Source organism: Pseudomonas sp. NPDC090203, from assembly GCF_044746765.1.
GTDB lineage: Bacteria > Pseudomonadota > Gammaproteobacteria > Pseudomonadales > Pseudomonadaceae > Aquipseudomonas > Aquipseudomonas putida_AD.
Genome location: NZ_JBIVCV010000007.1, coordinates 342,348 through 362,934, shown reverse-complemented (window position 1 = coordinate 362,934; position 20,587 = coordinate 342,348). Strand labels below are relative to the sequence as shown.

20 protein-coding genes are annotated in these 20,587 nt (G+C 59.2%); 15 read left to right on the top strand and 5 right to left on the bottom strand.

Features of this window, described 5'->3' with window-relative positions; genetic code table 11:
* Window positions 1-167 precede the first annotated feature (167 nt).
* Together ACIPO9_RS15135 and ACIPO9_RS15130 are read right to left on the bottom strand one after the other, a co-directional pair.
* Complete coding sequence (locus tag ACIPO9_RS15135) at window positions 168-773, bottom strand: hypothetical protein (protein ID WP_274136510.1); 606 nt, start codon at window positions 771-773, stop codon at window positions 168-170.
* A 72-nt stretch (window positions 774-845) separates the two neighbouring features.
* Window positions 846-1,301: a PAS domain S-box protein gene (locus tag ACIPO9_RS15130; protein ID WP_400781777.1), complete on the bottom strand. Its 456-nt coding sequence runs from the start codon at window positions 1,299-1,301 to the stop codon at window positions 846-848.
* Between the two features lie 105 nt (window positions 1,302-1,406).
* Between ACIPO9_RS15130 and ACIPO9_RS15125 the strand changes: the two genes are divergently transcribed.
* The 4 genes from ACIPO9_RS15125 to ACIPO9_RS15110 all read left to right on the top strand — a co-directional run bounded on the left by ACIPO9_RS15125 (window position 1,407) and on the right by ACIPO9_RS15110 (window position 4,710).
* The gene (locus ACIPO9_RS15125; protein ID WP_274136512.1) at window positions 1,407-1,862 is read left to right on the top strand and encodes a flavodoxin; all 456 of its coding nucleotides are present in this window, start codon (window positions 1,407-1,409) and stop codon (window positions 1,860-1,862) included.
* Between the two features lie 193 nt (window positions 1,863-2,055).
* Complete coding sequence (locus tag ACIPO9_RS15120) at window positions 2,056-3,030, top strand: alpha/beta fold hydrolase (protein WP_400781775.1); 975 nt, start codon at window positions 2,056-2,058, stop codon at window positions 3,028-3,030.
* Window positions 3,031-3,085: 55 nt separating this feature from the next.
* Entirely contained in the window at window positions 3,086-3,997 is a 912-nt protein-coding gene (locus ACIPO9_RS15115; RefSeq protein ID WP_400781772.1) for an SDR family oxidoreductase, read from the top strand.
* A gap of 188 nt (window positions 3,998-4,185) precedes the next feature.
* Window positions 4,186-4,710 carry a hypothetical protein gene (locus tag ACIPO9_RS15110; RefSeq protein ID WP_400781770.1) on the top strand — a complete coding sequence of 175 codons (525 nt, stop codon included), beginning with the start codon at window positions 4,186-4,188 and terminating at the stop codon, window positions 4,708-4,710.
* A 214-nt stretch (window positions 4,711-4,924) separates the two neighbouring features.
* Here ACIPO9_RS15110 and ACIPO9_RS15105 read toward each other — a convergent pair whose 3' ends face one another.
* Window positions 4,925-5,107: a hypothetical protein gene (locus ACIPO9_RS15105; RefSeq protein WP_400781767.1), complete on the bottom strand. Its 183-nt coding sequence runs from the start codon at window positions 5,105-5,107 to the stop codon at window positions 4,925-4,927.
* 84 nt (window positions 5,108-5,191) lie between these two features.
* On the opposite strand from ACIPO9_RS15105, the gene ACIPO9_RS15100 reads away from it, so the two are divergent.
* Complete coding sequence (locus tag ACIPO9_RS15100) at window positions 5,192-8,647, top strand: dermonecrotic toxin domain-containing protein (protein WP_400781765.1); 3,456 nt, start codon at window positions 5,192-5,194, stop codon at window positions 8,645-8,647.
* Here ACIPO9_RS15100 and ACIPO9_RS15095 read toward each other — a convergent pair.
* Window positions 8,644-9,447, bottom strand: coding sequence for a SirB1 family protein (locus ACIPO9_RS15095; protein ID WP_400781763.1), 804 nt, complete (start codon window positions 9,445-9,447; stop codon window positions 8,644-8,646). The genes ACIPO9_RS15100 and ACIPO9_RS15095 overlap by 4 nt on opposite strands.
* 205 nt (window positions 9,448-9,652) lie before the next feature.
* Between ACIPO9_RS15095 and ACIPO9_RS15090 the strand changes: the two genes are divergently transcribed.
* The 4 genes from ACIPO9_RS15090 to ACIPO9_RS15075 all read left to right on the top strand — a co-directional run bounded on the left by ACIPO9_RS15090 (window position 9,653) and on the right by ACIPO9_RS15075 (window position 14,010).
* On the top strand, window positions 9,653-10,675 hold the full coding sequence (locus tag ACIPO9_RS15090; protein WP_400781760.1) for a Glu/Leu/Phe/Val dehydrogenase dimerization domain-containing protein: 1,023 nt from the start codon (window positions 9,653-9,655) through the stop codon (window positions 10,673-10,675).
* 97 nt (window positions 10,676-10,772) lie between these two features.
* Window positions 10,773-11,873 (top strand): pyruvate dehydrogenase (acetyl-transferring) E1 component subunit alpha, encoded by a 1,101-nt coding sequence (gene pdhA, locus ACIPO9_RS15085; protein WP_400781757.1) that lies wholly within the window; start codon window positions 10,773-10,775, stop codon window positions 11,871-11,873.
* A complete protein-coding gene (locus tag ACIPO9_RS15080) occupies window positions 11,863-12,879 on the top strand; it encodes an alpha-ketoacid dehydrogenase subunit beta (RefSeq protein WP_400781755.1) in 1,017 nt (338 codons plus the stop codon). Before pdhA ends, ACIPO9_RS15080 begins: the two co-directional genes overlap by 11 nt.
* 18 nt (window positions 12,880-12,897) lie before the next feature.
* Complete coding sequence (locus ACIPO9_RS15075; RefSeq protein WP_400781753.1) at window positions 12,898-14,010, top strand: dihydrolipoamide acetyltransferase family protein; 1,113 nt, start codon at window positions 12,898-12,900, stop codon at window positions 14,008-14,010.
* Between the two features lie 206 nt (window positions 14,011-14,216).
* Here ACIPO9_RS15075 and ACIPO9_RS15070 read toward each other — a convergent pair whose 3' ends face one another.
* Window positions 14,217-16,139: an acyltransferase family protein gene (locus ACIPO9_RS15070; protein WP_400781750.1), complete on the bottom strand. Its 1,923-nt coding sequence runs from the start codon at window positions 16,137-16,139 to the stop codon at window positions 14,217-14,219.
* Between the two features lie 538 nt (window positions 16,140-16,677).
* On the opposite strand from ACIPO9_RS15070, the gene ACIPO9_RS15065 reads away from it, so the two are divergent.
* The 6 genes from ACIPO9_RS15065 to ACIPO9_RS15040 all read left to right on the top strand — a co-directional run bounded on the left by ACIPO9_RS15065 (window position 16,678) and on the right by ACIPO9_RS15040 (window position 20,562).
* Window positions 16,678-16,953: a DUF2282 domain-containing protein gene (locus ACIPO9_RS15065; RefSeq protein WP_274136522.1), complete on the top strand. Its 276-nt coding sequence runs from the start codon at window positions 16,678-16,680 to the stop codon at window positions 16,951-16,953.
* Complete coding sequence (locus tag ACIPO9_RS15060; protein ID WP_400781748.1) at window positions 16,953-17,393, top strand: DoxX family protein; 441 nt, start codon at window positions 16,953-16,955, stop codon at window positions 17,391-17,393. The genes ACIPO9_RS15065 and ACIPO9_RS15060 overlap by 1 nt, the downstream gene beginning before the upstream one ends.
* Window positions 17,394-17,444: 51 nt before the next feature.
* A complete protein-coding gene (locus tag ACIPO9_RS15055) occupies window positions 17,445-18,221 on the top strand; it encodes an alpha/beta fold hydrolase (protein ID WP_400781746.1) in 777 nt (258 codons plus the stop codon).
* A gap of 50 nt (window positions 18,222-18,271) precedes the next feature.
* On the top strand, window positions 18,272-18,547 hold the full coding sequence (locus tag ACIPO9_RS15050; protein ID WP_274136525.1) for a hypothetical protein: 276 nt from the start codon (window positions 18,272-18,274) through the stop codon (window positions 18,545-18,547).
* 432 nt (window positions 18,548-18,979) lie between these two features.
* Window positions 18,980-19,822: a DUF692 domain-containing protein gene (locus tag ACIPO9_RS15045; RefSeq protein WP_400781743.1), complete on the top strand. Its 843-nt coding sequence runs from the start codon at window positions 18,980-18,982 to the stop codon at window positions 19,820-19,822.
* Complete coding sequence (locus tag ACIPO9_RS15040) at window positions 19,819-20,562, top strand: putative DNA-binding domain-containing protein (protein WP_400781740.1); 744 nt, start codon at window positions 19,819-19,821, stop codon at window positions 20,560-20,562. The genes ACIPO9_RS15045 and ACIPO9_RS15040 overlap by 4 nt, the downstream gene beginning before the upstream one ends.
* Window positions 20,563-20,587 lie beyond the last annotated feature (25 nt).

The window sequence follows — 20,587 nt, the reverse complement described above, 5'->3', positions numbered from 1 at the left end:
GTGTTGGCAGGGGAAATGGCCGACATGGTTCAGGACGACATCATCGGCACGCCGATCGGTTGCCTGGGCAGCGCCGGTGCCGTGCTGCTACGGTGTGGTATTAATCTGTAGGAGCGCGCTTGCCCGCGATGACGATCTTGAGATCCCCATCGCAGGCAAGCGCGCTCCTACAGGTGCATCGAAGGATGAATCTTGCGGTGTTCCTGCAGGATGTACTGGCGCAGGCGCTCAGTGTCTTCCTTGCTGTTCTGGCTCAGGCGATAGGCGGCCAGGCCTTGCTCGGTCAGGCGTTCGAAGGTGCCGCGCAGCGCGATGGGGGCCAGGCCGTTGGGGGTGAACCAGGCCGAGAAATACTTGGGCGGTTTGGTCTGCTTGCGGATTTCCAGCAGGATGCCCTTGAACGATATTTCATGGACCCACAGCGCGGTCAGCGAGCCCTTCTCGGTTTCCAGTGCCACTGGCTGCGGCAGAATCAGGCGCCACGGACGAATCCGCGGGCCCTCTTCGAAAATGCTCGGCGCACCCAGTTCCAGGTGCAGCGCGTGAAACTCGTCTTCGACCAGATGCAGCGGAAAGGTCATCTGCTGATTGTCGAATTGCGCCTGAATCGTCACTTGCTCATGGGCGGCCAGTCGCGTCAGCAGGTCCTGAATCTGTACTCCACCATTAACCACCAGGCTGCGCGACTTGTCGTGCACATTCAGCTTGGGGTTGTGCTGCATGTTCTGGATGAAGTCCAGCTCATCCTGCGTGAGGATATTGTCGCGCTGCATGGTCAAGCTCGATTAACCGGTTATTGAAAAAAGAGACAATAAATTCGTTTTTTGGTTGCTGCCGTTCGTCAGTTACAGGATTTTGCGCTTCAACGCCTCTATCTCAAGGCGAGCTTGCGCCAGTTCGGCCTGCAATTCGACAATTTTTTCCTGAGCCAGCACCTGCTCGGTCACGTCCTTTTGTATGCCGAGGAAATACATCGAGTTCTCGGCATCGTTGAAAACCGGCGTGATCGACAGCTCATTCCAGAATGACGTCCCGTCCTTGCGATAGTTGCGCAGCACCTGACGGCAGGGCTCACCTGTTTCCAGGGCTTGGCGAATGACGCCTACCGCCGGCTGGTCGCGGTCCTCGGCCTGCAGAAAACGGCAGTCCTGATACAGGATTTCGTCGGCGCTGAAGCCCGTCAGGCGTTCGAACGCCTTGTTGGCATAGATGAGGATGTTATCGTCACCCTCGTGCTCGGCGACCACGATGCCGTCATTGGATACATCGACCATCAGCTGCATCAGTTTTGCGTTAATCATTACACGCTCCCGGGCAGCCATCGCAAAGCCAGCATTCTAAGACATTACGAGCGCCTCAGGCATAATGGCGCACTTTTTACTCAGCCATGGAATCAGGATTACAGCATGAAAGTCGCCATTGTTTCGGGCTCGGTGTACGGCTCGGCCGAAGAAGTTGCCCGACACGCTCAGCAGATCATCAAAGACGCCGGTCACGAGGTGTATTTCAATTCCCGCGCGACGCTGGCCGATCTGCAGGCCTTCGCGCCCGAGGCGTTGCTGGCCGTTACCTCGACGACGGGCCTGGGTGAGCTGCCCGACAACCTTCAACCGCTGTACTCGCAGATCCGCGATGTGCTGCCTGGCGCATGGCGCGGCCTGCCGGGTGGCGTGATTGCTCTGGGCGATGCCAGTTACGGCGACACCTTCTGCGGCGGTGGCGAGCAGATGCGGGAACTGTTTCTGGAACTGGGCGTGCGCGAGGTGCAGGACATGCTGCGCCTGGACGCCAGCGAGACCGTCACTCCTGAAACCGACGCCGAGCCCTGGCTTGCCGATTTCGTCCAGCAATTGAGCGCCTGAACACACGCCGGCCTGTGATGCCCGCGCCAGAGCGCTGCGCCACAGGCTGACTCGCCGGGCCACTAAGGTGGCTGCCAAGGCAAGTTTCGCTTTCCCCACGGCTGGCTAGACTGCTGAACCATGAGAGCAGAATAACCGCCGGAGGGACGCCGATCGTGAAAGCCGATTTTTGCAAACCAGGAACTGCGCTGTAATGAGCCTGGCGGAAATCCCGCTGTGCGTCTGGCGCACCCGTGGGCATGACTTCGCGTTCAGGGGCCGGAACATCCGCTACTGGGCGGCGGGGCAAGGTGAGCCGTTGCTGCTCATCCACGGCTTTCCGACCGCCAGTTGGGACTGGCATTACCTGTGGCAGCCTCTGTCACGCCGTTATCGGGTCATCGCTTGCGACATGCTCGGTTTCGGCGATTCGGACAAACCCCGCGATCATGACTACAGCCTCATCGAGCAGGCGGACCTTCAACAGGCGTTGCTCGATCATCTTCAGGTGTCGCAGCCGGTGCATGTACTGGCCCACGACTACGGCGACAGCGTTGCCCAAGAGTTGCTGGCCCGCCACGGCGAAAGCCGGTTCGACATGGCCAGTTGCGTATTTCTCAATGGCGGGTTGTTTCCGGAAACACACCGGGCGCTGTTCATCCAGAAGCTGCTGCTCAGCCCGCTGGGCTGGCTGATCGGCCGGATTTTTGACCGGTGCAGCCTGGACCGGGATTTCAGCCGCGTGTTCGGCCCCGATACCCGCCCCAGTGAAAGTGAGCTGGATGACTTCTGGAGCCTGATCGCCGCCGGCCAGGGGCATCACATTCTGTACCGCCTGGTCAGCTATATACCGGAGCGCCTTCGCCACCGGGAACGCTGGGTCCAGGCCATGCAGCACGGCCGGGTGCCGATGCGCTTCATCAATGGCGCAGGGGATCCGGTGTCCGGCCGGCACATGGTCGAACGTTATAGAGAGCTGGTGCCCGATCCTGACACCATCCTGATCCCGGCCATCGGCCGCTATCCGCACATCGAGGCGCCCAACCTGGTCCTGCGCCTGTATGAAGAATTTCGCAGCGGGCTTTACGGGCTGTTGCCGGTGGCCGCCACATCTCGGGTCGTGCAGGACAGTGCTCCGGCCAATCATCCCTTTGCGTTATCGACCACCATTCAGAACGGCTCGTGTTGATTGTGACCGGCCCGTGACTGACCGACACTCTCCTTCACAAAATGGGGGAGAGCACATGAGCGAATCTGTACGTTTCGAAGATAAAGTCGTGATCGTCACGGGTGCCGGTGGCGGACTGGGTCGTGCCCACGCCTTGCTGTTCGCCCGCCACGGTGCGCGTGTGGTGGTCAACGATCTGGGTGGCTCAGCCCATGGTGAAGGCGCCAACGCCTCGGCGGCCGACCGCGTAGTGGCCGAAATTCGCGAAGCCGGCGGACAGGCCGTTGCCAACCATGACTCGGTGACCGACGGCGACCGCATCGTGCAGCACGCGCTGGATGCGTTCGGTCGCATCGACGTGGTGGTCAACAATGCCGGGATCCTGCGTGACAAGAGCTTCGCAAAAATGGAGGACGCCGACTGGGACCTGGTCTACCGCGTTCACGTCGAAGGCGCCTACAAAGTCACCCGCGCCGCCTGGCCTCACCTGCGCGAACAGAACTATGGCCGGGTGATCTTCACCGCTTCCACGTCGGGCATCTACGGCAACTTCGGCCAGGCCAACTACGGCATGGCCAAGCTTGGGCTGTATGGCCTGACCCGCACCCTGGCGCTGGAAGGGCGCAAGAACAACATCCTGGTCAACGCCATCGCCCCCACGGGCGGCACCCGCATGACCGAAGGCCTGATCCCTGCCAGCGTTTTCGAGTTGCTCAAGCCGGAACTGGTCAGCCCGTTAGTGGTGTACCTGGGCAGCGAACAGTGCCAGGACAGCGCCGGGCTGTACGAAGTTGGCGGCGGCTGGGTCGGAAAAGTGCGCTGGGAACGTAGCCTGGGCGCGGGATTCGATCCCCACGCTGGATTCACCCCTGAAGATGTTGCGGCGCAGTGGGGCGCCATCGGCGACTTCACCGACGCTGTTCATCCGGCGGATAACGTCGAAGCGCTGAAAGAGATGATGGCTAATTTGCAGCGCTTTAACGGCTGACGGGTTTACCGCAGTTCGAGGCGGCCAGTTCGAGTGATCGGACTGGCCGTTTTTGTAGGATAGTTATTTGGCTGGTTGTAGGACTTGTCTCTAAATTAAGCAATGATCCCGTCTTCACGGATTTTGACTCAATACCGGTGATAACCGCCCGACACCTCAAAAGATGAATTCTGTCTTTTGGAGGTTTTATGATTGGTAATTTGAGTCAGGTGGAGAAGCGTCTGAAACTGTATCAGCCGCTTCCAGACAAGAAGTTTGAGGTCAAATCCGGACTTGCTCCACGCGAGGAGGCAATCAAGCAGCAAGTGCGGCAATACTGGTCGGACAAGACCATTGCCGATGTAAAAAAACTGGAAGGGCTCAATCTGGACCTGAGCGGTTTCGATCCCCGGCGCACGACAAATAGACAGTTGCTTGAGGTGACTGCTTTTTTAGCCGATCAGGGTTTGATCGACAGCGATCTTGCGCATTCCATATCCAGTATGGACATGCCGCTGGATGCACAGGGCAACCCCCTCACGCTGGACAGGGAAATTGACGCCTATGAATTCCTGACCGGCAAACTGGCGTCGTTGAACAGGGAGTCTTTCAAAGACAATGAGCTAGCCAAGGGCGAACGGATAGAAGTCAATGCGGCGCTTTCCGTTTTGTTGGCGCTGGAGGGGTACGCGAAAACACCAAGGGAAAAGCCGCTGGTCAATATTCGGGTTTGAGCTGAAGCGGCGGCACGCTTATATGGATATAAAAGCCATCATGCGCCGAGACAACTTTCAGTGATAAAAAAAGCCGCTGCAAAAGCAGCGGCTAAACAAGACGTAAGATCCAGGAGCTTGAAAATCCACGTCGGGAAACAGGGCAGGAGTCTGGAAACTGCCAGTCTCAGGAATCCTGTTTCCAGTTCGCGGCGAGGGCGGCCGCGAAGTGAGTTCATGGTAGGGGTTTGCTGCTGGTGAAAACATAGCGGTTTACGACATGCAGTATTGCTAGTGCGGTAACAATGCGCCGGGTATTCATACGGTGCCTGAATGTTTTTCCTACATGTTGCGTCGGCCCGAAAAACGCCATGCGATAAATATATACCGCATCCGTATCTTCAAGATGGCGTTTCATGACGGCTCATTTTCGTCGTTTGTCTGCTTTCCCGACCGGCTGGATGCCGCCAGGGGACGAACGACCTACCCTGGAGCTGTACCTATGAACGACATATCCATTGCCCTCCCACGATCCTCTGATCGACGCGACTGCATCACCCGTCAGATGGCTGATCTGACCCGCGCAAGTGCTTCTTCCAATGCGCTGCTGAGCCGACATCCCAGCCTGCGCGAGCGTGCTTGCGAGCTGCTTGTCGAGGCCCTGAAAGACGTTGACCTGAAACAGGCCTGTGGGGTTTCCAGCCCTCACGCGATCTTCTTCAACCAATTCGACAACAGTGGGCGTATTCACTCCGTCGCGATGTCGGACCTGCTGGTGGACGCCATGCGTCATGGCCACTCGGTGGTGGACATCGAGGGTGCAGGATTTTTCACCCGCCACGACAGCATAGGGCATCAATCCGCGGTTCCATACGATCTGAATCGTCAATTGCAAGATACGGTTACACGGTTTGCCCCTGTCTTGCCCGGCTACTACCGAGCGCGGCTCCTTGCCCCCTGGAACGTGCCGGATGCCAACCCACAGGATCCATCGGCCAAGCCCCGGACCCAGTCCGAGGCTTTGGTCGGGGAGCATCGGCGCGCACTGCAGTGCGAAGTCGCATTGCGCGGTTATTCGGGGATGCTGTCGGCCGATGAGCAGAAGCGCCTGGCCGATGTTCTCGACACCGCTCCGGCAAACGGAGTATTCAGCCTCGTGTGGACGACCACCGATGGCACTCGCGTGACCGTACCGTCGATCTATGTCGCCAGCCAGGCGGGACGTCAGGAGGCGCAGCCTTCGGGCGTGGTTTTCCTGATCATGCCCGCTCGCGGAATCGAGCGTTATGAATCCATCGACTTGTTGCGTGAGGCACTGAGCGGACCACTGGGGGATGTCGTGAAGGACTTTCTGTTGATCCGTGACCAGTTGCGTCTGCAAAGCCAGGCAACGATCGGACTGGATGCATGGCACTTCGAGCCAATGAGCGATGCGCTTATCGATGTCCATGTGCAGGCGGTGGAATACAAGCAGATGAAGGACTGCAACTTCCTTCTCACGCAAGACGGTAAGGATACCGACCGGTCGACATTCTATGCCGAGCTGGAGAGGGTACACACCTGTGCGCATCTGGACGATGCAATGGGGGATCGCTTCATCGCACTGACCGCGCAGATGACCGAGATCCTGCAACCGGATTGGCGCAAATATGCGGACGTCCAACAGAAAGACAGGCTGTTGCAGCTTGAGCAGGCAAATGATGAAAGCAAGAAGAACGTCGACGAACTGTTCAGCGCTGTTACATCACTCGAAGATTTTGCCTACCGGGAAATTACCCACTTCATCTCTCAACATCTGGGCCGTTTCGTTGATCCGAATCTTGTGCAGATTACCTTGCACGACTCCATCGAGTTGGGCGGCAATGAAACGTTGGCGGCTACTTGTCAGAAGTCGCTGATGGAGTTTGCGCTTCAAGGGCTGCCGGAAGGTGCGGGCAGCATGACCTTCAGCCCGTCTCCCGATCAGATCCATGTCGATTTCTCCGCCCGGTTCGTCACCGGGATGCTTAATATGCTCGACCTTCATCGACGTTACGAGCAGGAGCTGCATCGGATCGCGGCCGATGACGAGAGCCTTCGAGCCATGGCTCAGCATCGTGACTGTGCTATCGCTCTGGGTGCGTTCTCAGCCAGGATGCAAGGTCATTTGCTGCAAGATCGTAGCGTTGACCTCGTTCAGAATGTTCGCACTGACGCCGTCCGCAATGGAGTCGTTCACAGCATTGGCAGTCTTCATCTGGCGTTCCCTGATACCCGGTTCAAGGATGTGATTGTCATCGAGGAAAAAACGGCATCCGATGATCACTACGTCCTGTACGCCCCTGGATCTCCCAATGGACGCGACTTCTATGAGTTCGCCACATGGCGGCAGTTGAGTCATGAGGTCGGCGGCTGGCTGGCGGCTGAATCTGGAAGGAATTACGTAGGCCGTCAGTTGGCGGGGGCCAATCAGTCGGGAGTGATCTCCACGCTCAACAGTGTGCTGCTCAAGCCTTCGACCTGGGGCGTCGATAGCTGCAAGTTCGTTCGCAGCACTGAATCAGGCTATGAAAACTGCCTGCGTGCCCTGGTCCGTCAAAAAGCCTTGCGGGGATTATCTACACGCCACTTCGACCCACAGGTGGACCGTCGCGCCACCTATGTAACGCCATCGCAACAGGCGCTGGTGCAGGCTCGAATCGAAGCGCTGAATCACGAATACGCAAGAGTCTCTGCGAACATGATGCCGTTTCGAGATTATGTTCACGCAAAGGCTAAGGATATTCTGAACGCCTGGCTGTACGGTCTCGGTTATGAACAACATGTCGATCCGGACACGCTATACGTTAGCGAGGGTGTTCCTTACACCGATACGCCGAACTTTGGTGAGCTGCAATCTTTCAACGACTTATTGATGTATGGAAAAGCTTTTGCTCATAGTTATCCGCCCCAGATTCAAATGTACTCGTCCGTTGGGCAGAATGGCCGAGAATTTCCCCGTCATTTGATGTACCACCTGAATGGGGAAATCAGAAAAGCCGATGTTGGCGTTCAGTACATGAAATATTTGACTGCGGAGTTTATGAAGCCCACAAGCCCGAATTTCGAGAAGCGCCAAGCCCTATATGCTCAACGTCTCTCTTATGAGATGCTTCGTGGCGCGATGACGGAATTCGTGAAAGGGCATCTGGATCCAGCCCAATATTCATGGTTAAGCCAAATCATCACTCCGATTACCGGGGGGCCATCAAAACCCACGGCACGGGGAAGTCGAAATATTTCCCCATTCGTTATCGCAGGCTACCGGGTCGAAGGTGTCTACTGTTTCCGGGATGACAGTGCCAATGAACCTCGTCACGAGTTGCTGTACACCCCCGGAGCCCCAGATGGCCGGGATTTCCGACCGCTGACTGACTACGCACAGTTGCTGGACACTGCCGAGATGCAAAGCTATTACCTGGCTCGCGTTGCTCACGAGGGGCAGACGAATGTCGGCACCTTCATGGACACGCTCGACCGGGGCGGCAAATACAATCCGACAGTGATAAAAATCGTGTACTGGACCGACGAGCCAGTCAGGGACTTTCGTCAGCTCTACTCGCAGATGATCGATCGCATGATCAGGGATGTAGACAGTGCGACTGTCAGCATCGATGAGAGGCAACGTGCGGTGGCGTGGAAGGTCATCGATTGGACCGTCACTGTCCTGACGCTTCCATTCCCGCAGGCGAGTTTTGCGTGGTCAGTCCTCACCACTAGCCTAAAATTCGTGGAGGCGGCCAAAGCCTACGATTCGGGTGACCGGGGTACTGCTTTCAAGCTGTTTGCAGAAGGGGTTATCGGGTTGATTGGCATAGCCGATGAGGTCCGGGTGGCGGCAACAGGGGCGCAAAGCCTTAAGATGTATGTCGCATCGCCTGTGATTGATTGGGCCTGGAAAAAGCTTCAGAAGACCAGCGTCTACAGGATGTTGGCCTAATGGATCGCCCGACCCGACGGCAGTTGCACCAGCCGCTGGGTCAACCTGATCCGCTGTACCGGATCGTCACTCAGTAACAACGCGTGCTCCAGGTCGAATCGTTCGGCCTGCGGGCATTCCAGATGCTGGTACAGGCTGGCGCGGGCGAGGTAATCGCTTGTGTTGGCCTGGCCCAGTTCCAGTACCCGGTTGGCGTCCTTGAGGGAGGCCATGAAATCATCGTTGATCTGGTGCAGATGCCGCAGGTTGCGCGACAGGCGCTGGATCATCGCGACCGGCGTTGCCGTGACCATGTGCTCGGCCTTGAGCGCAATATCCGGGCCGAACTGGCGCAGCAGCAATTCCCGGCAGTCCTTGGGGTAGAGCCTGCGGCCATCGCAAGGATCAAGCGTGTGATCGGCTCCCGGCACGCGCAGCAGAAAATGCCCGGGAAAGTTCACCCCCTCCAGCGGAATCTCCAGGCGCCTGGCCAGCTCAAGCGCGACCAGTGCCAGCCCCAGTGGCTGACCGCGCCTGCGCTCGACGATCTTGTGCAACAGCGCGACCTGCGGTTTGGGCTGGGCCACGTCGTCCTGCTGAAAGCCGATCGTCGCCATCTGGCGCAGCAAGGGCTGGGCGAGCTCGGCAGCCGGGATCAGGGGCAGGGCGGCGCTGATGCGACGCTGCAGTTCTGCGAGCAGTTCCCGGGTTTGCCCCAGGTCCACCCCGGCGTCGTGTTCCAGAGATATCCACAGGGCAGCCTCGAACGTCGAGGGCGGGATGCGTTGCAGGCATTCGAGACAATGTTGGCGCGGGTTCATCGGCTTCTCCGGTCGGATCGGGCGTCTGACTTCAGGCTGACGATGCTCCCGTTTTAGCGCTGCGGGCAAGGTTCGTCCAGCGCCGATTGTTGCAGGGTGCGTTCTGCGTCGGCGTTGCAGGCAGGTTGTCAGGATCTGCCCAACGAAGCCGTCGATTTTTCTGCCAGCGCCTATACTCGCAGAACAAAAACCGGGAGCACTGCCTATGTTCGCTCTCATGCAAAGTTCACGTGTTCAATCGCTGCACCTGATCGTCGATTCGCACACCTGCCTCAAAGCCGTGATCGCGATTCACAGCAGCCAGAAAGGTCCGGCTCTGGGTGGCTGTCGCTATCTTTCCTATCCGAATGAAGAGAGCGCTATAGAAGACGCTATTCAGTTGGCCAGGAACATGAGCTACAAGGCCGTGCTGGCTGGCTTGTCGCTGGGCGGCGGGACGGCGGTCGTCCTGCGTCCGGCCCACGTGCCGGATCGCGCGGCGCTGTTCGAGGCATTCGGACGTTTCGTCGAAACCCTGGATGGCCGTTACATCACGGCCATGGACAGTGGCACCTCCATAGAAGACATGGACTGCATCGCCCAATACACCCAGCACGTCACCAGCACCACCAACACCGGCGATCCGGCAGCCCATACCGCGTTGGGACTGTATGCCGGGATTCGCGCCACGGCCATGGCCCGGCTGGGCAGCGACAATCTCGAAGGGCTGCGAGTGGCCATCCAGGGCCTGGGGCATGTGGGTTATGCCCTGGCCGAGCAACTGCATTCGGCAGGTGCAGAGTTGCTGGTGGCGGACCTGGACAGCGGCAAGGTGCAACTGGCCATGGAACAGATGGGCGCCAAGCCGGTTGCCAGTGAGGCCTTGCTCAGCACCGCTTGCGACATTCTCGCGCCTTGCGGGCTGGGCGGCGTGCTCAACAGCCACAGCGTGACCAAACTGCGTTGCGCGGCCGTGGCAGGCGGCGCCAACAACCAGTTGAGCTGCGCGGCCATCGCCGATCAGCTCGAAGCCCGCGGCATCCTCTACGCTCCCGATTACGTCATCAATTCAGGGGGATTGATCTACCTGGCGCTGCAACATCAAGGAGAAAACCAGAACACCATCACCGCACATCTGTCCCAGATAGGAACACGGCTGACTGAAGTATTTGCCCATGCCCAGGCCGAGAAGCGCTCACCCGCGCGGGTAGCCGATGCATTGGCAGAACGCCTGTTGAACCTCGAATAAGCGCCTTACCGGCGCGATTCGAACGAAGCTTTCGACCACAAGTCGCAAAGCCAAGACCATCACGCGCCACGACGAGGGCGCGTGTCAGGAGTGTGCAATGTCCAATAACAAGATCGATCTTGCGTACACCCGTTATCTGTCCCCGGACGGTCAACTGACCGGCGAGCTTCCCCAGTGGGCCGATGACTTCAACCTCCTCACCCGCCTTTACCGACAAATGGTCCTGACCCGGCTTTTCGACCAGAAAGCCGTGGCACTGCAACGCACCGGCCGCATCGGCACCTACGCACCCACCCTCGGCCAGGAAGCCATTGGTGTTGCCATCGGCAGCCTGATGCACCCAGACGACGTGCTGATTCCCTATTACCGCGACACTGCCGTGCAACTGATGCGCGGGGTGCGCATGGAAGAAATTCTCCTGTACTGGGGCGGCGACGAACGCGGCAGTGACTATGCCGAGCCTGCCGTGGCCCAGGACTTTCCGTTGTGCGTGCCCATTGCGACCCAGGCGCTGCATGCCTGCGGGGTGGCCAGTGCCTTCAAGATCCGGGGCGAGCATCGCGTGGCCGTGACCACCTGCGGCGACGGTGCGACCAGCAAGGGCGATTTTCTCGAAGCCCTGAACGTGGCGGGTGCCTGGCAATTGCCGGTGGTGTTCGTCATCAACAATAACCAGTGGGCGATCTCCGTGCCCCGGCGCATCCAGTGCGGCGCCCCAACCCTGGCGCAGAAGGCCGTCGGCGCGGGCTTTCATGGCGAGCAGGTGGACGGCAACGACATCCTTGCTGTGTATGACCGCATGCAGGTGGCGCTGGAACGTGCGCGCAAGGGCAAGGGCCCGGTGTTGCTGGAATGCATCAGCTATCGGCTGGGGGATCACACCACCGCCGACGACGCCACCCGTTATCGTCCCGCCGATGAGGTCAAGCAGGCCTGGCAGGAGGAGCCGATCAAACGGCTGCAGTCATTCATGGCTGCCCAGGGCGTGTGGGACGAGGGCCGGGAGCAGGCCTTGATCGCCGAATGCCAGGGCCTGGTCCAGCAGTCTGTGGATAACTTCGAGAACGCCGGCAACCAGGCGCCCGAGTCGGTCATCGACCATGTCTACGCGAAATGGCCGGCCCCGCTGGCCGATCAGCGCGAGTGGTTCCTTGAGCGTGTGGCCCGTCGTAATGGAGGTGCTGGTCATGGCGAATGATCTGTCCACGGACAAGCCTGCTGTAGATAAGAAAGTCAGCCTGCTCGAAGCGGTCAACCTGGCGATGCACCGCGCCATGAGCGAGGACGAGAATGTCGTGGTGCTGGGCGAGGACGTCGGTGTCAACGGCGGCGTGTTCCGCGCCACCCAGGGTTTGCGCGACACTTTTGGTTTCAAACGAGTGATCGACTCGCCACTGGCTGAAACAATGCTCGGCGGGCTGGCCATCGGCATGGCGGCCCAAGGGCTGAAACCTGTGGTGGAAATCCAGTTCATGGGCTTCATCTACGCCGCGATGGAACACCTGGTGTCCCACGCCGCACGCATGCGCAATCGCACCCGGGGGCGCCTGAGTTGCCCGATGGTCATGCGTTCGCCCATGGGCGCGGGGATTCGCGCGCCCGAACACCACAGCGAAAGTACCGAAGCGATGTTCGCCCATGTACCGGGGTTGCGCGTGGTGATTCCTTCCTCGCCGGCCCGCGCCTATGGCCTGCTGCTGGCAGCCATCGACGATCCTGACCCGGTGATCTTTCTCGAACCTACTCGCCTCTATCGCATGAACCCGCAAACCCTCGTCGACGATGGCAAACGCCTGCCGCTGGACACCTGCTTTACCCTGCGCGAAGGCAGTGACATCACCCTCATCAGTTGGGGCGCCAGCGTTCACGAAACCTTGCAGGCTGCCAACGCGCTTGCCGAGCATGGGGTGTCGGCGGAAGTGATCGACGTGGCCTGCGTCAAACCGCTGGACCTGGACACCCTCGAAGCGTCAGTGCGCAAGACCGGGCGCTGCGTGATCGTCCACGAAGCGCCACGCTCCGGCGGCCTGGGCGGGGAAATCGCCGCCAGCCTGTACGAACGTGCGCTGCTGGATTTGCAGGCGCCGATCCAGCGGGTCACCGCGCCGGACATTCCGCCGCCGCTCTATCGCCTGGAGCAGCTGTACATTCCCAGCGTCGAAGACATCCTTCACGCCTGTGACACTGCCCTGAATTACGCCTGACGGCCGAGGAGGCTTGCGATGAAATATTTCAAACTGCCCGACCTGGGCGAAGGCTTGCAGGAAGCGGAAATCGTCGAGTGGCACGTCAAGGCGGGGGATACGGTCAAGGCTGACCAGTTGGTGGTGTCGGTCGAGACGGCCAAGGCCATCGTCGACATTCCCGCACCCTATGACGGTGTGGTGGCGAAGGTCTACGGTGGCGATGGCGACATTCTTCACGTGGGCGAACCCTTGATGGCATTTGAAGGCGAGGGCGATGCGGGAACGGTCGTCGGACGTCTGGAAGGGGGAGGCAGCAGTCAGGACGATCAGTTTTTTGTCGGCGCTGCGCCGTCTACCCGCGAGCATCTCTCGACCCGCGCCACGCCTGCGGTACGGCAACTGGCCCGGCAACTGGGTGTCGACCTGAGCGCCTTGAGCGGTTCAGGCAGCGACGGCCTGATAACCCGCGCTGATGTGGAAAACGCCTCCCAAGCCGAGCGCGACAAGTTCGGCGGCGAAAAACTGCGTGGCGTGCGCCGCAGTATGGCGCTGAACATGGCCAAGTCCCACGCCGAAGTGGTGCCCGTGACGATTTTCGGCGATGCCGACCTGCATCGCTGGGGCGCCGCCCGGGATCCGCTGATTCGCATCGGCAAGGCCATGGCTGCGGCGTGCAGGGTCGAACCGGTGCTCAACAGCTGGTTCGACGGCAAGTCGCTGTCGATCAAACACCACGACAAGCTGGATCTGGGTATCGCCGTCGATACCCCGGACGGCCTGTTCGTGCCAGTGCTGCGCGACGTCGGAAATCGCCATGCAGCGGATTTGAAAGATGGCCTCAACTGCCTGCGCGCCGACGTCAAGGCCCGCTCGATTCCGCCCAAGGAAATGATGGGCGCCACCATCACCCTGTCCAACTTCGGCACCCTGTTCGGCCGCTACGCCAACCCCATCGTCGTACCGCCGCAAGTGGCGATCATAGGCGCAGGAGGCATTCGCCAGGAACCAGTGGCCATGGACGGGCAAGTGGTCATCCACCCGATCCTGCCGCTGTCATTGACCTTCGACCACAGGGCGGTGACAGGAGGCGAGGCCGCGCGGTTCTTCAAGGCGTTGGTGGAGGAGCTGGAAAAACCTGAATCCACCTGACTGAAACCCGATCCCTTGTAGGAGCGCGCTTGCCCGCGATGGCGGTGTGTCAGACGGCAATAGAGCGTCTGACACACCGCCATCGCGGGCAAGCGCGCTCCTACAGGGGCTGGGTCTGGACTTGAAGAAATGAGCGTCTCCGTTCGTCCCCTCGTTGGTAGATTCATTTAGTAAAACGCGCTGGCCTACGGTAGGGCCAGCGCTTTCTACCTTTCGGAAATTGCGAGGAGCAGTTCTTTTGCTGCAATTGAAGAGCCGTCGATGGAAAGATGATTGGTGTCGGAGTACAGGATCTTTCCATCTTTCACGGTGTGACAGACACCCTCGGTGCACAGTGCGGGTGCGGCATCGATGTAGAAGACATTTGGATGGCGATCTGCGAATCGCCGGATCACCTGATTCACGGCATAGGGTGACGAGTCTTCGAGTCTGAACTTCAACTGGGTTTCACAGCCTTGATCGATATACCTCGGGCGCAGGAGGCATGAAACGACGTTCATGTTTTCATATTTAAATGGCTGGCTTCCGACGATATAGAAAGGCCGATCGCCTATATCTTTTCTAGCTCTTTCGAGAAGGTCCTCTATGATTTGGAAGTAGTTCATGTCGCCTGAATGCTCAGGATTATTTCCATCTGGATCGGCGATGATATTGCTGTACCCATCCCAGCTGTGTGCGAGGATGAATGGGGTGTCGTTATTGTTTAATAGCTCCAGCGCCTCAAGATAGGCTTCTCTGCAGTCTGTCCGGGGTGTGTTGTTCAGCAAGCGTGTGTAGTGTTTTGAAAACAGGCACCCGTGCATAAATACGCCGTCGATGGATGCCCGCTGCTTATTCAGTTCCTCGTCCAGCCCGCTGGCGTATTGAAGCGCGAAGCTGTCGCCGGCCATGACCGCTAATGGTTTTGCATTTCTATCACCGAGTCGGGTAGAAAGATCGTAACCGTGGCCACCATAATTGTTGATATGGAAGTTCACCGGGTCGGACGCAAAGGCCAGGTATTGCGATGGGACCCGGGATGGCAGTCCACCCTGCTCAACAACCAGCAGTGAAAGGCCGACCAGAAGGGCTACCGATGCTGGCGCAGCAACCGCAGCGGTCATTCTGGAGCGTGCATCGATACCCATGAAGCGCCGTTCAATGTAGCGGTACAGGATTGCCCCCAGAATGAAAGAGGCGGTGAGCAATCCGATTTTTTCACTGAGCGTTATTGGCCTGTAGACATAGTATTTATAGAAGACGATGACAGGCCAGTGCACCAGATACAGTGAGTAAGACACCAGTCCGATCCAGAGGGCGGGTCGAAGGCGCAGCACCGAAACCCATGGCGACTGCCCGGCGTAGATGCAGGCAGCTGCCCCTAGGCAGGGTGCGAGTGCAAACAGCCCCGGAAACGCCGAGCCTGAATCCAGATAGAATGCGGATGCCAGTATGAGCAGCAGTCCTGAAATCGCGAGGATGCCTTCAATGGTTTTTCCAGCGCGCCTCCTGGAGGCAAAAACCATCAGTGCTCCAATCGACAGTTCAAAGCCCCGAAACGGCATCATGAAATAGGCAGCCGATGCGTCACGGTTCAACATCACCTGGCTCATGATCATCGAAGTCAGGGTCAGGAAGGCCAGCACCACGAGAAGGCATCGGTCAGAGACCTTGACAGACATCCATACAATGAGCGGCCAGACGAGATAAAACTGCCATTCCACCGCGAGTGACCAAGTATGTAGCAGGGGCTGACTTGCAGCGGAGGTGTCGAAGTATCCTTGTTGGGACCAGAAGTAAAAGTTGGAAGATGCAAATATGGAGTAGTTCGCAGCGGTTGCAAGTCTGGGGTATGTCCCAGGATCAAGCAATACAAAACCTGCCGCCAGGCATCCCGCAACTGTCACAAGCAGCGCAGGATGTAATCGCATTAATCGTCTGGTGTAAAAGCCGATCGGTGAAAATGTTCCCCTGGCGAGGGAGTTTTTGATGATTGTGGTAATCAGATATCCCGAGATGACGAAGAATACGTCAACACCTACAAAACCACCCGGTACTCCGAGGTCGAAGTGAAACAGCAGCACCAGCATGACTGCGAGTGCTCGTAATCTGTCTATGTCTTGCCTGTAGTCAGTGTGTGCGCTGTGCATGATTTCCCTTTCGTAAATACCTACTCCAATACCGGCTATGCGGCGATCTGGATTCTACAGGTGATTTATTCCTGTGTCAGGAGTTGTGCATGAGAGGAAAGAGGGGATTGGGGGTGCTCAGGTTGTTTTCGTCAAAGTGTATATTTAATAGAGTGCAAAGATGTTATTTCCTACACTTAGATGTCTTAAGTCCTACATGTAGCTATGTCCGCCGCCTGTAGGAGCGCGCTTGCCCGCGATGGCGGTGTGTCAGACGGTAATAGAGCGTCTGACACACCGCCGTCGCGGGCAAGCGCGCTCCTACAGGTTCCGGGTGCACCCTGAGCGTCGCTTTTTTTCAGAATCGGTTTTATTCCATTCGAATTTGTATCGGACTGTGTACAGGTCCACTCGAGATACATCTGCTAAGGCTTCTGCCCAAACCGCGACACAGACCAGATACAGCCCCACGTTTAAATCTGCTCACCGAAACGCAACACCGGTTTGAACCTCAAGGGTGCCGGTTCGGACCCCTTTTTCGATGAGCAGGAGATAAACGATGAACACCAAATACGCCGCCCTCGCTGCAACCCTGGCCCTGTCGCTGACCGCTCTGGCGGGCACTGCTTCGGCTGCCGACCAGGCAACCCCAAAAGAGAAATGCTACGGCGTGGCCCTGGCCGGTCAGAACGATTGTGCCGCAGGCCCGGGCACTTCGTGCGCCGCGACGTCCAGCGCTGACTATCAGGGCAATGCCTGGGTGCTGGTCGATAAAGGCACCTGCACCACCATCAAGACGCCCAAGGGCTTCGGCTCGCTGACGGAACAGAAGTGATGCGCGGCGCGATTCTGGCGCCTGCGCTGCGGGCGGCCATGCCCAGCTTCCTGTTGCTGGTCGCGCGGTTGGGCATCGCTTCGGTGTTCTTCCTGTCGGGCCGCACCAAGGTCACGGGGCTGCTGACACTCAAGCCATCGACCTTTCAGTTGTTCCAGTACGAGTACGCGTTACCGGTGTTGCCGACGGATCTTGCGGCTTACCTGGCCACGTACGCAGAGCACCTGTTTCCGGTTCTGCTGGTGCTGGGGCTCGTCACCCGGCCCGCTGCGGCGGCGCTGTTGGGCATGACGGCGGTGATCGAGATTTTCGTTTACCCCGATGCCTGGCCGACGCACCTGACCTGGGCGGCTCTGCTGCTGCCGCTGGTGGTGTACGGCGCCGGTCGCTGGTCGCTGGATGAAGTGTTTTTTGGACGGTTTCGCACGGTCCTTCGCTGAACAACAACCCTGAAACATGAGCGGGGCCACACAGGCCCCTGGAGAGTCAACATGCGTACAGTTTCCAAACTCGCCCTGGGCATCATGGCGGTGGCTGCCCCTCTGCTGGTGTCTGCGCAGGCCTCTGCCGCTGCACCGGTTGCGCCGACCGGCGCGAAAAACATCGTGATCGTGCACGGCTCGTTCGTGGACGGTTCGGGCTGGCGAGTGGTGCACGATATCCTCATTCACAAGGGCTACAAGGTCACCGTGGTGCAGCAGCCTGCGACCAATCTGGATGCCGACGTGGCCGCGACCCGGGAAATTCTCGACCAGCAGGTCGGCCCGGTGGTGCTGGTCGGGCACAGCTCCGGTGGTGGCGTGATCAGCGCAGCCGGTGTGCGTGACAAGGTCAAGGCGCTGGTTTACGTCGCCGCGTTGCAGCCGGAAGTGGGCGAAAGCATGGGCCAGTTGATCGCGTCGATGCCGTCGCCAAGCGATGACATTCGTCCGACCCGCGACGGTCACCTGTTCTTCGACCGCGCCAAGTTCGCCACCGATTTTGCCGGTGACCTGACCACCAATCGCACCGATTTCATGGCCGCGTCCCAGCCTGCCGCCACCACCGCCACCTTTGGCGTTCAGGCCTGGGCCGCTGCCTGGCACAACAAGCCGACTTACGCAATTGTCGCCACCGAAGACCACGCCCTGAGCCCTGACCTGCAGCGCTGGATGTACAAGCGCGCCGGCTCCAAGGTCACCGAAATCAAGGCCAGCCACGCGGTGTACATCTCGCAGCCTGAGGCCGTGGCCCAGGTCATCGAAGACGCGGCCCTGTCCGTCAAATAACCCTTAGCTAACAACCTTTTGATTCATCCCGACCGCACCTGGAGAACACCATGAACGTATCCACCAAATCCCGTTTCAGCATTGCCACCGCCGCCGCCCTGATCGCTCTGGCTTCGGCTTCCTTCAGCGTTGGCGCTTCGGCTGCCGATGCCAGCGCCGAGAAACCAGGCCGTTGCTACGGCGTGAACAACTGCAAGGGCGAAAGCCTGTGCGCCACCGCCAAGAACGACTGCAAAGGCCTGAACAGCTGCAAGGGCCAGGGCGTGATCGTCAAGACCCCGTCCGAATGCCTGAAAGCAGGCGGCACGTTGACCGAGCCTAAATAAGCCCGATCAACCAGGCCCGCCCTCCCGTTGCAAAGCGGGAGGGCGGGCTTTTTTGCGTTGTGAACAATGAGGCGAGACGCCCGTCTTGGGACCTCCCACGCCCCGTAGCAGCCGGGCTTGCCCGCGGGTCGATCTCAAGGCCGCCCCCGCCGGCAAGCCGGACTGCTACGGGGCTGCGGTGAAACGTACATTCTGCGAACACACAGGTCCCGTAGCAGTCCGGCTCGCCGGCGTCGGCGGCCTTGAAATCGCTGACGCCGGCAAGCCGGACTGCTACATCGGGATGAGATGAATGAGGTTGGGTTTTGTATCGGAATGTATATCGCCCCGGCGCAGATACATCGGGCCACGCTTCATTCGCCGCGCGACACAGAGGAGATACAGCAGGGCGGTTAAATCTGCCCATCGAGACATTTCAGCGGAGAACGCAAAATGACAGCAGCTTTTTCAGGTTACGGGCTGGGCCTGCGTCGGGAGCACTACAAGGATTTTCTGGAAAGCGACGTGCCGGTGGATTTCGTCGAAGTCATTTCCGAAAACTTCATGGTCGATGGCGGTCAGCCACGGGATATCCTGCGTCGGGTGCGCGAGCGTCATCCGGTCGTCCTGCATGGTGTTTCCATGTCCATCGGCTCGGCTGACGGCCTGAATCCGGCCTACCTCAAGCGCCTGCGCAATCTGGTGGATGAGGTACAACCGCTGTTCGTCTCCGATCACCTGAGCTGGTCACGCATTGGCGGTTTCAACTCCCATGACCTGCTGCCGGTGCCCTACACCCACGAAGCGCTGGATCGCGTGTGCGCGAACATATCCCAGGCCCAGGAAGCGCTTGGCCGGACCATGCTGTTCGAAAACCCGTCCAGCTACCTGAGCTTCCCCGACGCGGCCATGACCGAGTGGGAATTCATCGCCGAGATGTCCCGGCGCACCGGCTGCGAACTGCTGCTGGACGTCAATAACGTGTTCGTCAGTGCCAGCAACCACGGCTTCGATGCGCTGGCGTTTCTCGATGGTATTCCCGCCGAGCGCGTGCGGCAGATTCATCTGGCTGGCCACACCCAGGGCCCGGACCTGTTGATCGACACCCACGACAGCCCGGTCTGCCCGGATGTCTGGCAGTTGTACGCCAAGGCCATTTCGCTACTGGGTCCGGTCGCCACCATGATCGAGCGCGATGATGACATTCCTCCCCTGGCCGAACTGCTTGATGAGTTGTCCATAGCACGCCAGCTGGGTACTGCAGAAGCTCGCCGCCGTCCAGGAGAAGTCGCATGAAGCTTGCCGACCTGCAGCGCGATTTCCAGTCCTGGCTGGTGAACGCCTCGGAAGATGCAGCGGATCGCTTGAGCGTGCATGCCGCCGCAGGCCTTGCGGTCTACCAGAACAACTACCGCACTCAACTCGTCAATTGCCTGAAACACAGCTTCCCGCTGTTGCAGAAATGGCTGGGTGAAGAAGAGTTTCGCAACGCTGCCATCGCCCACATCGAGAAATATCCGCCCCATGCCTGGACGCTCGATGCCTACGCCGAGGACTTCGAACAGACGTTGCGCGAACGCTTCCCCGACAACCCGGACATCCATGAACTGGCCTGGATCGAGCTGGCACTGGGTGAGGCGTTCGTCGCACGGGATGCCCAGCCCCTGACGCTGGATGCCCTGGCGACCGTCGATTGGGATAACGCCAGCCTGCGTTTCACGCCGTCACTGCGCGTGCATGTGATGACCACCAACGTCGAAGCGATCTGGAGTGCCTTGTGCGAGGAGCGCACGCCGCCTGAGAGCGAAATGCTTGCCGAGGCGGGTGGACTGCTGGTCTGGCGTCGGCAGTTCACCTCAAGGTTGCGTGAAATCGACGGGCTGGAATACGCCGCGCTCGCTCAGCTTCAGCGCAATGGCAGTTTCGCGGATCTGTGCGAAATGCTGGTGGCGCGGCTGGGCGAACAGGACGGCGTGGCGAAGGTCGGCGGCCTGCTGGCCGGCTGGCTTGGCAGCGAGCTGATTGTCGGCGTCTGACCCTTTTTACAATCCCGGGAGTGCA